The sequence below is a fragment of the Arenimonas composti TR7-09 = DSM 18010 genome, assembly GCF_000426365.1.
Classification (GTDB): Bacteria; Pseudomonadota; Gammaproteobacteria; order Xanthomonadales; family Xanthomonadaceae; genus Arenimonas; species Arenimonas composti.
Map to the genome: position 1 here is coordinate 115,506 of NZ_AUFF01000002.1, position 12,809 is coordinate 128,314.

Consider the following 12,809-nt stretch of genomic DNA (forward strand, 5'->3'; position numbering starts at 1 on the left):
CCCGGGTTTCATCGAGGCGGCCATGGCGGAGTCCGACGACGAGCTCGACCTGATCGCGATCGGCCGCGTCGGCATCGACCTCTACGGCGAACAGGTCGGCGGCCGCCTCGAGGATGTCACCAGTTTCGCCCGCTACGTCGGCGGCAGCCCCGGCAACACCGCGATCGGCGCCGCCAGGCTCGGCCTGCGCAGCGCCCTGTGCAGCCGCGTCGGCGCCGACCACTTCGGCCGCTTCATCCGCGAGCAGCTGCAGCGCGAAGGGGTCTCGGTCGCCGGCCTGCACGACGATCCCGACCGGCTCACCGCCCTGGTGATCCTCGGCATCCGCGACCGCGAGCGCTTCCCGCTGATCTTCTATCGCGAGAATTGCGCCGACATGGCGCTCGATGTCGGCGAGCTCGACGAGGACTGGCTCCGTTCCGCCGGCGCGGTGCTGATCGGCGGCACCCATCTGTCGCGGCCGAACGTGTTCGCGGTGTCGCGGCGCGCCGCCGAACTGGCGCGCGCCGCCGGCAGGCGGGTCGTGTTCGACGTCGATTACCGGCCGGTGCTCTGGGGCCTGGCCGGGCGCGACCGCGGCGAGGACCGCTTCGTCGCCGATCCCGAGGTCACCGCGCGCCTGCAGGCGATCCTGCCGCTGTGCGACCTGATCGTCGGCACCGAGGAGGAAATGCACATCCTCGGCGGCAGCACCGACACCGTCGCCGCGCTGCGCGCGATCCGCGAACGCAGCGGCGCCCTGCTGGTGTGCAAACGCGGCCCGCAGGGCTGCGTCGCCTTCCCCGGGGACGTACCCGCGTCCCTCGACGAGGGCGTGGTCGGCGCCGGCTTCGCGGTCGAGGTCTACAACGTCCTCGGCGCCGGCGATGCCTTCATGGCCGGCTTCCTGCGCGGCTGGCTGCGCGGCGAGGCGCTGGCGACCTGCTGCAGCTGGGGCAATGCCTGCGGCGCGATCGTCGTGTCGCGGCATGGCTGCGCGCCGGCGATGCCGACCTGGCCGGAACTGCAGGACTTCCTCGCCCGCTACGGCGGCGCGCCGGCCGGCACCGCGCCGCGCCGGCTGCGCGACGACCGTGCGCTGGAACACCTGCATCGCGTCACCACGCGCGCCGGTTGCTGGGACCAGCTCACGGTGCTGGCGATGGACCATCGCAGCCAGTTCGAGGCGCTGGCCGCGCGCCTGGGCGTCGGCGCCGACCGCATCGAAGGCTTCAAGGCGCTGTCGCTGCGCGCCGTGCACCGTTTCGCCGGTGGCGACGGCCGCGTCGGCCTGCTGCTCGACGGCCGCTACGGCCGGCGTGGCCTCGAGGACGCCGCCGACTATCCGTACTGGATCGGCCGCCCGATCGAAGTGCCCGGTTCCTGTCCGGTGGCCTTCGAATGCGGCCCGGATGTCGGCGTCGAGCTGCGCACCTGGCCGGCGAACCATGTCGTGAAATGCCTGGTCTTCCATCACCCGGACGATCCGCAGGACCTGCGCGAGCGTCAGGAGCGCCAGCTGCTGCGCCTGCAGCATGCCGCGCTCGGCACCGGTCACGAACTGCTGGTCGAGATCATCGCCTCGCGCGAACGGCCGGTCGACGCCGGCACGGTCCCGGCGGTCATGCAGCGCTTCTATGATCTGGGCATGCGCCCCGACTGGTGGAAGCTCGAGCCGAACGGTGACCCGCAGGCCTGGCAGGCGGTGCAGCGCACGATCCAGGACAACGACCCGCACTGTCGGGGCGTCGTCCTGCTCGGACTCGCGGCGAGCCCGGAAGAACTGATCGCCGGGTTTCCGGCGGCGGCGGCGACGCCGGTGGTGCGCGGTTTCGCGGTCGGCCGCACGATCTGGGCCGACACCGCCGAAGCCTGGCTCGCCGGACATATCGGCGACGACGAGGCGGTCGCGCAGCTCGCCGGCCGCTTCGGTGAACTCGTGCAAGCCTGGCGCGCCGCGCGCGCCGATGCGGAGAGCAGGAATGCGGCCTGAACCGGACACGATCCGCCTGACCGCCGCGCAGGCGCTGGTGCGCTGGCTGTGCGCGCAGCAGGTCGAGGTCGACGGCGTCACGACGAACTATTTCGCCGGCGTCTGGGCGATCTTCGGCCACGGCAACGTCGCCGCGCTCGGCGAGGCCCTGCAAGGCGTGCGCGACACCCTGCCGACCTGGCGCGCGCACAACGAGCAGGCGATGGCGCATGCCGCGATCGCCTACGCCAAGCAGATGCGGCGGCAGCGGGCGATGGTCTGCACGACCTCGATCGGGCCCGGGGCGACCAACCTGGTCACCGCCGCGGCGCTCGCGCACGTGAACCGGCTGCCGCTGCTGCTGCTGCCCGGCGACGTCTACGCCAGCCGCCGGCCGGACCCGGTGCTGCAGCAGGTCGAGGCCTTCGCCGACGGCACCGTGTCGGCGAACGACTGCCTGCGGCCGGTGTCGCGCTACTTCGACCGCATCGTCCGCCCGGAACAGCTGCTCGACGCGCTGCCGAAGGCGATGGCGACGCTGCGCGACCCGGCGAACTGCGGCCCGGTGACGCTGGCGCTGTGCCAGGACGTGCAGGCCGAGGCCTGCGAGTACCCCGCCGACTTCTTCGCGCCGCGGCTGTGGCCGCAGCGCCGCCCGCAGCCCGATGCCGATGAACTCGCGGCGCTCGCCGAAGCCTTGCGCAACGCCCGCCGGCCCCTGCTGATCGCCGGGGGTGGCGTGCGCTACGCCGGCGCCGAGGCGGCGCTCGCCGACTTCGCCAGCGCGACCGGGCTGCCGGTGGCGGAAACCCAGGCCGGCAAGGGGGTGCTGGCCTGGGACCACCCGCGCCAGCTCGGTTCGCTCGGCGTCACCGGCGCCAGCGCCGCGAACGCCGTGGCCGCCGAGGCCGACGTCGTGGTCGGCCTCGGCACCCGACTGCAGGACTTCACCACCGGCTCGCGCACGCTGTTTCCGCAGGCGCGGCTGTTCCAGGTCAACGTGCAGCCCTTCGACGCGCACAAGCACGGCGCCGCGCCGGTGGTCGGCGATGCCGGCGTCGTGCTCGCGGCGCTGCAGGCGCGGCTGCAGGGCTGGCGCCTGAGCGACGACGTGGTCGCCGGCGACGAAGTCCGCGCCGGCGAATGGCGGCGCGCGGTCGAGGTCGCGACCGCCGGCGGCGCCGAGGTCGAGCGGCCTTCCGATGCGCAGGTGATCGGCGCGGTGCAGGCGGCGATGCCCGACGACGCCGTCGTCGTCGGTGCCGCCGGCGGCTTGCCGGGCGAGCTGCACAAGCTCTGGCGCTGCGCGCGCCCCGGCGGCTACCACCTCGAATACGGCTATTCGTGCATGGGTTACGAGATCGCCGGCGGCATCGGCGTGAAGCTCGCCGAGCCGGCGCGCGAGGTCGTCGTGATGGTCGGCGACGGCAGCTACCTGATGCTCAATTCCGAACTCGCGACATCGGTGATGCTCGGCACGAAGCTCGTCGTCGTGCTGCTCGACAACCGCGGCTTCGGCTGCATCGACCGTTTGCAGCGTTCCACCGGCAGCCCCGGCTTCAACAACCTGCTCGAAGACGCCGCGCACGCGACCCTGCCGGACATCGATTTCGTCGCCCACGCGCGCAGCCTCGGCGCCCATGCCGAGAAGGCCGGCGACCTCGGCGAACTCGCCGCCGCGCTGGCGCGCGCGCGGACCGCCGACCGCAGCAGCGTCGTCGTCATCGAGACCGATCCGCGCCGCAGCACCGAAGCCGGCGGCTGGTGGTGGGACGTCGCGGTGCCGGAAGTTTCCACCCACGCGGAGGTGCTCGCCGCCCGCCGCGACTACGAGTGCGGCCAGCGCCGCCGCAGGGACAGGTCATGAGCATCCGTTTCGGGGTCAGCCCGATCGCCTGGTCGAACGACGACATGCCGGAGCTGGGGGGCGACACCCCGCTGGAATCGATCCTCGCCGACATCCGTGCGGTCGGCTTCGAAGGCGTCGAGCTCGGCGGCCGCTTCCCGCGCGAGCCGGCGGCGCTGCGCGAACTGCTGCAGCGGCACGATCTCGCCCTGGTCGGCGGCTGGTACAGCGGCGCCCTGCTCGAACGCGATGCCGAGGCCGAGATCGCCGCGCTGCAGCCGCACCTGCGCCTGCTGCAGGCGCTGGGCAGCGAGGTGTTCGTGTTCGCCGAGACCTCGAACGCGATCCACGGTGAGCGCGGCAAGCCGCTGACCGCGACGCCGCGGCTCGGCGACCGCGACTGGGCGGCCTTCGGTGCGCGCATGACCGCGGTCGCCGAGCACATCGCCGCGCAGGGAATGCGTTTCGCCTACCACCATCACCTCGGCACCGTGGTCGAGACCGCCGCCGACCTCGCCGCCTTCCTCGGCCACACCGGGCCCAGCGTCGGGCTCACGCTCGACACCGGCCACGCGGCGCTCGGCGGCATCGACCCGCTCGACGTGATCCGCGACCACCCCGGGCGCATCGCCCACGTGCACTGCAAGGACGTGCGCACCGCCCGCCACACGGCGGCGCGCGCGGCCGGCGCCAGCTTCCTCGACGGCGTGCTGGCCGGCATGTACACGGTGCCGGGCGACGGCGACCTCGACTTCGCGGCGGTGATGGCGGCGCTGGCGCGCATCGACTATTCCGGCTGGATCGTCGTCGAGGCCGAGCAGGATCCGAAGCTCGCCGATCCGCGCACCTATGCCGATCTCGGCCTGCGCACGCTGCGCGCCCAGGCCGCGGCCGCGGGACTGCACTGATGTCGAAGCTGCGCGTCCGCCCGCATGCGCCCGCCGCCGACGGCACCGTGCTCGAGGTGACGCCGGCGTCGGCCGGCTGGCAGCACGTCGGCTTCCGCGTCGTGTTGCTCGCCGACGGCCAGGAACACGCCGGCGGCAGCGACGATCGCGAGACCTGCCTGGTGCTGGTGGCCGGCAGCGCCGACGTCGACACCGAGGTCGCCGGCACGCGCCGCAGCTTCACCGGCGTCGGTGGCCGCGCCTCGGCCTTCGCCGATGCGCCGCCCGGCGCGGTCTACGTGCCGGCCGGCGGCCGCTGGTCGGTGCGCGCACGTGGCCCGGTCGAACTCGCCGTCTGCAGCGCCCCGGGCGAAGGCGGCGAGGCGCGGCTGATCGACCCGGCGACGATGTCGCGCGAAGTGCGCGGGCAGGGCACCAACACCCGCCACGTGCGCAACATCCTGCCGCAGGATCAGCCGGCGCACAGCCTGCTGGTGGTCGAGGTGATCACTCCGCCCGGCCACTGGTCCAGCTATCCGCCGCACAAGCACGACACCGCCACCGGCGACGAGGAGACCGCGCTCGAGGAAACCTACTGGCATCGCCTCGACCCGCCGCAGGGTTTCGCGTTCCAGCGCGTCTACACCGACGACCGCAGCCTCGACGAGACGGTCTGCGTCGAGGACGGCGACGTGGTGCTGGTGCCGCGCGGCTACCATCCGGTGGGGGCGCCGCATGGTTACGCCCTGTACTACCTCAACGTGATGGCGGGCCCGTCCCGCCGCTGGATCTTCCGCAACGATCCCGACCATGCCTGGATCGCCGGACCGGTGAAGGACTCCGCGAAATGAACGAAGCAAAGCAGGACGTCGCCGCCGGCGTCCGCCACATCGACCACTTCATCGACGGCCGCCGGGTTCGCGGCGCCGCCGATCGCCACGGCGACGTCTTCGACCCGAACACCGGCGCCGTGCAGGCGCGGGTACCGTTCGCGACCGCCGCCGAGCTCGATGCCGCGGTCGCCGGCGCGAAGGCGGCGCAGCCGGGCTGGGCGGCGACGAACCCGCAGCGACGGGCGCGGGTGATGTTCGAGTTCAAGCGCCTGCTCGAAGTGCACATGGACGAACTCGCGGCCCTGCTCAGCAGCGAGCACGGCAAGGTGCTGGCCGATGCCCGCGGCGACATCCAGCGCGGCCTCGAGGTGATCGAGTTCTGCTGCGGCATCCCGCACCTGCAGAAGGGCGAGCACAGCTACGGCGCCGGGCCGGGCATCGACGTGTATTCGCTGCGCCAGCCGCTCGGCGTCGGTGCCGGCATCACCCCGTTCAACTTCCCGGCGATGATCCCGATGTGGATGTTCGGGCCGGCGCTGGCGACCGGCAACGCCTTCATCGTCAAGCCGTCCGAGCGCGATCCCTCGGTGCCGGTGCGGCTGGCCGAGCTGCTGCTCGCGGCCGGCCTGCCGCCGGGCGTGCTGCAGGTCGTGCACGGCGATCGCGAGGTCGTCGAGGCGATCCTGCGCCACCCCGACATCCGCGCGGTCAGCTTCGTCGGCTCCTCCGACATCGCCCAGCACGTCTACGCCACCGGCGCCGCCCACGGCAAGCGCGTGCAGTGCATGGGCGGCGCCAAGAACCACGGCATCGTGCTGCCCGACGCCGACCTGGAGCACGCGGTCGCCGACATCATCGGCGCCGCCTACGGTTCCGCCGGCGAACGCTGCATGGCCCTGCCGGTGGTGGTGCCGGTCGGCGAACGCACCGCGGTCGAACTGCGCGCGCGCCTGGTCGCTGCGGTTCAGGCGCTGCGGATCGGCCCGTCGACGGATCCGCAGGCGCATTACGGTCCGGTGGTCACCGCCGCGCACCGGCGTCGCATCCTCGACTGGATCGGCACCGGCGTCGACGAAGGCGCCGAGCTGGTGCTCGACGGCCGCGACTTCCGCCTGCCCGGGCACGAGGACGGATTCTTCCTCGGCCCGTGCCTGTTCGACCACGTGCGCCCGGAACACCGCGCCTACCAGGAAGAGATCTTCGGGCCGGTGCTGCAGATCGTGCGCGCCGACGGCCTCGAGGAGGCGCTGGCGCTGGCGTCGAAGCACCAGTACGGCAACGGCGTCGCGATCTTCACCCGCGACGGCGGCGCCGCCCGCGAGTTCGCCGAGCGTGTCGACTGCGGCATGGTCGGCATCAACGTGCCGATCCCGGTGCCGGTGGCCTATCACAGCTTCGGCGGCTGGAAGCGCAGCGGCTTCGCCGACCTCAACCAGTACGGCATGGACGGCGTCCGCTTCTGGACGCGCACCAAGACCGTCACCCAGCGCTGGCCGAAGGGCAGCGTCGACAGCGGCCAGAGCTTCGTGATCCCGACGATGCGCTGAGCGCGGCACGATCCAGGGGAGGACCACGCCATCGCACTTCTCCGCTTCTTCGCCACCGGGCCGGACCGGCCCGAGTCCACCGACCGCGCCTGGATCGACGCCACCTACCGTCGCCACCGCCTGCGGGTGATGCTGGCGATCACCCTGGGCTACGGCGTGATCTACACCTGCCGGCTGGCGCTCGGCGTGGTCAAGCAGCCGCTGATCGACGAAGGCGTGTTCACGCCGGCCGAACTCGGCCATATCGGCTCGGCGCTGTTCTACACCTACGCGATCGGCAAGCTGACCAACGGCTTCCTCGCCGACCACGCGAACATGAAGCGCTTCATCGCCTTCGCGTTCGCGGCGACGGCGGTGTGCAACGTGCTGATGGGCTTCACCACCGCGTTGTGGACGGCGGTGCTGCTGTGGGGACTCAACGGCTGGTTCCAGAGCTTCGGGGCGCCCGGCGGCGTGGTCGCGATGACCGCGTGGTTCTCCAACCGCGAACGCGGACGGATGTACGGCATCTGGAGCACCGCGCACTCGCTCGGCGAGGGCCTGACCTTCCTCGTCGTCGGCAGCCTGGTCGCCTGGCTCGGCTGGCGCTGGGGCTACCTCGGGCCGGGCCTGTTCGGCTTCGCCGCGGCCGCCTGCGCCTGGTGGCTGCTGCAGGACCGCCCGCGCACGCTCGGCCTGCCGACGGTCGCCGACTGGAAGAACGACCACTACGGCGAGACGCTGAAGGTCGACGCCCGTTCGGTGCTGGCGCTGCAGCTGTCGATCCTGAAGCTGCCGGCGATCTGGGTGCTGTGCCTGGCCGCCGCGACCACCTACGTCACCCGCTACGCGATCAATTCCTGGGGCGTGCTCTACCTGCAGGAAGTGCGCGGCTTCAGCCTGCCGATGGCCGGCACGTTGCTGATGGTCAGCACGCTCGCGGGCATCGCCGGCGCGGTCGCCTACGGCTTCGTCTCCGACCGTTTCTTCGCTGCGCGCCGCCCGCCGGCGAACCTGCTGTTCGCGCTGGTCGAGATCGCCGGCCTGCTGCTGATCTTCTACGGCCCGACGAACACCACGACGCTGACGATCGGCCTGCTGATGTTCGGTGTCGGCCTGACCGGGCTGGTGACCTCGCTCGGCGGTCTGTTCGCGGTCGACATCGCGCCCAAGCGCGTCGCCGGCGCGGCGATGGGCGTGATCGGCATCTTCAGCTACATCGGCGCCGGCATCCAGGAACAGGTGACCGGACGGCTGGTGCAGCAGGGCATGACCGTCGTCGACGGCGTGCGCCATTACGACTTCGACGCGGCGATCCTGTTCTGGATCGGCTCGTCGGTCCTCTCGATGCTGCTGGCGGCGAGCCTGTGGCGCACCCGGATGCACGACTGATGCAGACCCCTTCGCGCGAACTCGAAGCGATGGTCGCCGCCGCCCGCGCCGCCGGCGCCGGCCTGCGCGCGCGCCAGCGCGAACTGCATGCGCTGGCGGTGCGCAGCAAGTCCGGCCCGGCCGACCTGGTGTCGATCGCCGACGAGGAGGCCGAGGCCACCGTGCGTGCGCACCTCGCGGCGGCGCGTCCCGACTACGCCTTCCTCGGCGAGGAGGGCGGCGCCGAAGGCAACGGCGAGCGGCAGTGGATCGTCGATCCGCTCGACGGCACCACCAATTTCCTGTTCGGCGGCCCGCTGTGGGGCGTCAACGTCGCGCTCGCGGAAGCGGGGCGGGTGATCGCCGGCGTGACCTGGCTGCCGGCGCTCGAAGAGCTCTACGTCGCCGAAGCCGGCCGCGGCGCCTGGCTCAACGGCCGGCGCCTGCAGGTGTCGCCGCGCGCGACCCTGGTCGAGGCGGTGCTGTCCTGCGGCATTCCCTTCCACGGCAAGCCGGACCATCCGCTGTTCGCGCGCGAGATGACGCGCCTGACCGCGGTCACCGCCGGAATGCGCCGTACCGGCGCCTGTTCGGTCGACATGGCCTTCGTCGCCGCCGGCCGCTGGGACGCCTACTGGGAACGCACGCTCAATTCCTGGGACATGGCGCCCGGGGTGATCCTGGTGCAGGAAGCCGGCGGTATCGCCACCGGGGCCGACGGCGGCCCGCTCGACCTGTACGGCGGCCATGTCTGCGTCAGCAACGGCGCGATCCACGCCGCGCTGCTCGAACAACTGCGGCTTGCCGCGCAGGAGGACTGAGATGACCGAAAACGAAGCCATCGACGACGCGGTCGACCGCCGCCGCCGCGGCCTGCTGCTCACCGCCCTCGCCAGTGCGATCGCCGGCGCCCTGCCGGGCCGCAGCGGCGCCGCGCCGCTCGGCTATCCGCGGGCGCTGCAGGGGCCGATGCTCGGTGCGCCCGGCCCGAACCACCTGAGCGTCTGGGTGCGCGCCAGCGGCGCTTTCGAGGTCGAGCTGCAGGTGGCGCGCGACCGCGACTTCCGCGACCAGGTCGCCACCGCCCGCGGCGAGACCACGCACGCGGACCGCGGCTGCATCGTGCTCCGCGCCGACGGCCTGGAACCGGATACCGAATACTTCTACCGGCTGCGCTTCGCCGGGCTCGAGGACCGCCACCAGGCGCACCCGTTCCGCGCGCGCACCGCGCCGGCGGGCCCGGCGAACTTCCGGGTCGCCTTCGGGTCCTGCTGCCGGATCGAATACGACCCCGACCAGCGCATCTGGAACGCGGTGCGCCAGCTCGAGCCCGATGTGTTCTTCTGGCTCGGCGACAACATCTATGCCGACAGCGACGACCCGGACGCGATGGCCGACCTGTACGCGCGCGGCCGCATCGTCGAGCGCATCGAACCGCTGCTGCGATCGGTACCGCAGCTGGCGACCTGGGACGACCACGACTTCGGCTTCAACGATTCCGACGGCACCGGCCCGCACAAGGACGGCGCGCTGGAGGTGTTCAGGCAGTTCTGGGCGAACCCGTCCTACGGCGAGCCCGACAATCCCGGCGTCTACTTCCGCCAGCACTACGGCGGCGTCGACTTCTTCGTGCTCGATGGTCGCTACCACCGCGACCCGAGCCGGCGGCCGGACACGCCGGCCAAGACCATGCTCGGCGCCCGCCAGAAAGCCTGGCTGAAGCGCGAGCTGCGCGCGAGCACGGCGCCGTTCAAGGTGCTGGCGATCGGCGGCGGCTGGTCCTGCGCCGAGAACGAGAGCGGCGGCGATTCCTGGGGCGTCTACCTGAGCGAGCGCGACGAGATCTTCGACTTCATCCGCGACGCGGGCATCGAGGGCGTGGTCTGCATCTCCGGCGATTCGCACATGGGTGAGCTCAACTGCATCCCGCGCTCGGAGCAGGGCGGCTACGACCTCTACGACTTCTGCTCCTCGCCGCTGGCGCAGGCGCCGGCGGCGAAGAACGTGCGCCAGGTGCCGGAGATGCGCATCCGCGACACCTGGACGCGCAGCGCCAACGTCGGCCTGCTGCGTTTCGACATGACCGGGCCGGTGCCGACGCTGACCTATACGCTGCACGACACCCTGGCCAAGCCGGTCTGGGCGCCGCTGGTGCTGACCCCGGCCGACCTGCGCAACGGCGTGCGCAGCTGGGACCGCCTGATCGACCCGCTCGAGCACGAACGTCTGCGCAATTTCCGCGCCGGCAAGGGCTATTACGGCTTCGAGCCCGAGGAGGGCTGGCCTAACCGCCGATATCGCGGCGAAGAGTGAGCAGCAGCATTCCCGGCGCGCGATGCCGGCGCCGTTCCGTGCCGTCGAAGGTGCTGCCGTCGCGCGGTCCGTCGTGGCGCTCGCGTTCGCGGCGCACCGACTGGCCGGGGGCGGTCACTTCCGCGCGCAGGCGCCAGCCGCCGTCCCAGCGGCGTTCGGCGAACAGTTCGTAACGGCTGCCCTCGACGTCGCGGGTGACGCGGTCGAAGCGGTATTCGGCCTCGCTCTCGGCGAGCTTCGCCTCGATGCCCCAATGGAAGCGGCCGCCGGCGAGCACCTGGCGCAGGGCGATCTCGCCCTCGCGCGGCTTGTCGCCGGAAACCGGCCGCGAAGTGCCGGTCACCGGGTCGATCACGCGGCTGCGCTGCCAGCGCAGGCTGGCGTCGAGCTGCAGCGAGGGCAGGCCCAGCGCCGCCAGCGAGGTGTCGAAGTCCAGGCTGATCGCATCGCGGCGGCCGCTGCCGAGGTTGCCGGGCGCATCGAGCCACTCGCCGTCGGCATCGATCACCACGACGCGGTCGATCACGTCGTCGATGCGTTCGTGGATCCAGGCCAGCTGCAGGCCGGCGGCGTCGCCGATGTCCCATTCCCAGGCCAGGGTGCTACGCCAGATCCGGTCCGGCACCAGGTCGACGGCGCCGGCGGCGACATCGCCATCGGCCAGCGAGGCGCTGGCGACGAAATCGCCGAAATCGAGCTGGCCGACCTCGCGCGCGACCGCCCAGCGCAGCGTGTGCGCCGGTGTGGGGTTCCAGGCCAGCGCGATCCGCGGCTTCAGGTAGAAGAAGTCGCGCTCGCCGCCGTCGGCATGGCCGATGCGCGAGGCTTCGAGGCGCAGGCCGCCGTCGAGCCGCCAGTGCCCGCGTGGCCGCCAGCTCGCGGTGAAGGCCAGCTCGCCGCGGCGTTCGCGCACCGCGACGTCGGCGCCCGGCAGCGGTTGCTCGATGCCGCCGACGCGCAGGCGGGCGCGGCCGTCGAGGCGGTTGAGCGCGATTTCGGCGGCGGCGCCGAGGCCCAGGCTGCCGGTGACTTCGCGTTCGAGCGCGAGCCCGGCCAGGCTTTCGCCGCGGCGGCTGTCCTCGACGAAGCTCTCCTCGCCGTCCTCGTCGACCCCGGTCTCGGCGGCGTCGATCCGACCGTGGCGGCTGCTGGCGAAGGCGGTGATGCGGCGGTCGCCATCGCGGCGCAGCCAACGCAGGCCGATCTCGCCCTCGCGCAGGTCCTCGGTGTCGCGGCTGCGCTCGGCGTCGCCGCCGGCGAGCGTCGGCCACCAGCGCTCCGACTCGTCGCTGCGTTCCTGCAACGCCGCCAGGTCGAGGTGCAGGCGGCCGCCGGCGAGCGGGCGCGACCAGGCGAGCGCCGCGCGGTGCTCGATCGCATGGCTGCGGAGGTCGCCGTCGGCGGCTTCGAGCAGGGCGCCGTCGGCGGCGAACCGCCGGCGGCTGCCGCGGCCGCCGTCCTCGTCGGCTTCGGCCTCGCGCGCGAACGCGAGCTCGAGCGTGCGCTCGTCGCGTTGGCGGGCGTAGCCGAATTCGCCGACCGGCGTGCGCCAGCCGTCGCCGGCCGCCAGCAGGCCGAAGGCGAAGGTCCGCGTCGGTGCCGGCTGCGCCCTGCGCACGATGTTCGCGAGCAGGGCGTAGCCGCCCATGTCGACGCCTTCGCCGGCGCGGATCAGTTCGATGCGTTCCACCGCGGACGCCGGGATGCGCCGAAGCAGATCGGACAGCGATTCGTGCTTGCTCGCCGGCAGCGCGCCGTCGACCAGCACATTGCCCTGGGCGGCGGCGTAGCCGCGCACGTCGGCATCGGCGTCGACGACCGCGAAGCCCGGCACCCGCTGCAGCATCTCCCAGGCATTCGCCGGCGCGCTGTCGGCGAAGTAGCCGGCGGCGAAGCTGCGCCGTGTCTCCGTCGCGGGCAACTGCGCGGCGGCCGCGGCGCTGGCCAGCAGCAGCGCCAGCGGCAGCAGACGCAGGGCAGTAGAGGGGCGGAACGGCGACGGTCGGGGTGGCATGCGGGCGCGGCTCGGACGGGATGCCGCAAAGCTAGAATGGGCGCGCTGACGCCGCGCCGACGGCCGCT

9 protein-coding genes are annotated in these 12,809 nt (G+C 72.6%); 8 read left to right on the forward strand and 1 reads right to left on the reverse strand.

Going from position 1 to position 12,809, the window contains the following annotated elements; all coding sequences use genetic code 11:
• The first annotated feature begins 22 nt into the window (after positions 1-22).
• The 8 genes from K311_RS0104810 (at position 23) to K311_RS17500 (ending at position 10,727) form a co-directional block, all read left to right on the forward strand.
• Positions 23-1,972 (forward strand): bifunctional 5-dehydro-2-deoxygluconokinase/5-dehydro-2-deoxyphosphogluconate aldolase, encoded by a 1,950-nt coding sequence (locus K311_RS0104810; RefSeq protein ID WP_026816380.1) that lies wholly within the window; start codon positions 23-25, stop codon positions 1,970-1,972.
• Entirely contained in the window at positions 1,962-3,818 is a 1,857-nt protein-coding gene (iolD, locus tag K311_RS0104815; protein WP_026816381.1) for a 3D-(3,5/4)-trihydroxycyclohexane-1,2-dione acylhydrolase (decyclizing), read from the forward strand. Before K311_RS0104810 ends, iolD begins: the two co-directional genes overlap by 11 nt.
• Positions 3,815-4,705, forward strand: coding sequence for a myo-inosose-2 dehydratase (gene iolE, locus K311_RS0104820; RefSeq protein WP_026816382.1), 891 nt, complete (start codon positions 3,815-3,817; stop codon positions 4,703-4,705). The genes iolD and iolE overlap by 4 nt, the downstream gene beginning before the upstream one ends.
• On the forward strand, positions 4,705-5,535 hold the full coding sequence (gene iolB / locus K311_RS0104825) for a 5-deoxy-glucuronate isomerase (protein ID WP_026816383.1): 831 nt from the start codon (positions 4,705-4,707) through the stop codon (positions 5,533-5,535). The genes iolE and iolB overlap by 1 nt, the downstream gene beginning before the upstream one ends.
• On the forward strand, positions 5,532-7,064 hold the full coding sequence (locus tag K311_RS0104830; RefSeq protein WP_026816384.1) for a CoA-acylating methylmalonate-semialdehyde dehydrogenase: 1,533 nt from the start codon (positions 5,532-5,534) through the stop codon (positions 7,062-7,064). Before iolB ends, K311_RS0104830 begins: the two co-directional genes overlap by 4 nt.
• A 129-nt stretch (positions 7,065-7,193) precedes the next feature.
• Positions 7,194-8,435, forward strand: coding sequence for an MFS transporter (locus K311_RS0104835; protein ID WP_211223627.1), 1,242 nt, complete (start codon positions 7,194-7,196; stop codon positions 8,433-8,435).
• Positions 8,435-9,235, forward strand: a complete 801-nt coding sequence (locus tag K311_RS0104840; RefSeq protein ID WP_026816386.1) for an inositol monophosphatase family protein — start codon at positions 8,435-8,437, stop codon at positions 9,233-9,235. Before K311_RS0104835 ends, K311_RS0104840 begins: the two co-directional genes overlap by 1 nt.
• A gap of 1 nt (position 9,236) precedes the next feature.
• Positions 9,237-10,727 carry an alkaline phosphatase D family protein gene (locus tag K311_RS17500; protein ID WP_051239510.1) on the forward strand — a complete coding sequence of 497 codons (1,491 nt, stop codon included), beginning with the start codon at positions 9,237-9,239 and terminating at the stop codon, positions 10,725-10,727.
• Here K311_RS17500 and K311_RS0104850 read toward each other — a convergent pair.
• The gene (locus K311_RS0104850) at positions 10,699-12,741 is read right to left on the reverse strand and encodes a TonB-dependent receptor plug domain-containing protein (protein WP_026816387.1); all 2,043 of its coding nucleotides are present in this window, start codon (positions 12,739-12,741) and stop codon (positions 10,699-10,701) included. The two genes, K311_RS17500 and K311_RS0104850, sit on opposite strands and share 29 nt — an antisense overlap.
• Between the last annotated feature and the right edge of the window lie 68 nt (positions 12,742-12,809).

Excerpts from the sequence above, each read along its gene's own strand:
- K311_RS0104810 (WP_026816380.1), top strand. The coding sequence starts at position 23 with ATGGCGGAGTCCGACGACGAGCTCGACCTGATCGCGATCGGCCGCGTC.
- iolD (WP_026816381.1), top strand. The coding sequence starts at position 1,962 with ATGCGGCCTGAACCGGACACGATCCGCCTGACCGCCGCGCAGGCGCTG.
- iolE (WP_026816382.1), top strand. The coding sequence starts at position 3,815 with ATGAGCATCCGTTTCGGGGTCAGCCCGATCGCCTGGTCGAACGACGAC.
- iolB (WP_026816383.1), top strand. The coding sequence starts at position 4,705 with ATGTCGAAGCTGCGCGTCCGCCCGCATGCGCCCGCCGCCGACGGCACC.
- K311_RS0104830 (WP_026816384.1), top strand. The coding sequence starts at position 5,532 with ATGAACGAAGCAAAGCAGGACGTCGCCGCCGGCGTCCGCCACATCGAC.
- K311_RS0104835 (WP_211223627.1), top strand. The coding sequence starts at position 7,194 with ATGCTGGCGATCACCCTGGGCTACGGCGTGATCTACACCTGCCGGCTG.
- K311_RS0104840 (WP_026816386.1), top strand. The coding sequence starts at position 8,435 with ATGCAGACCCCTTCGCGCGAACTCGAAGCGATGGTCGCCGCCGCCCGC.
- K311_RS17500 (WP_051239510.1), top strand. The coding sequence starts at position 9,237 with ATGACCGAAAACGAAGCCATCGACGACGCGGTCGACCGCCGCCGCCGC.
- K311_RS0104850 (WP_026816387.1), bottom strand. The coding sequence starts at position 12,741 with ATGCCACCCCGACCGTCGCCGTTCCGCCCCTCTACTGCCCTGCGTCTG.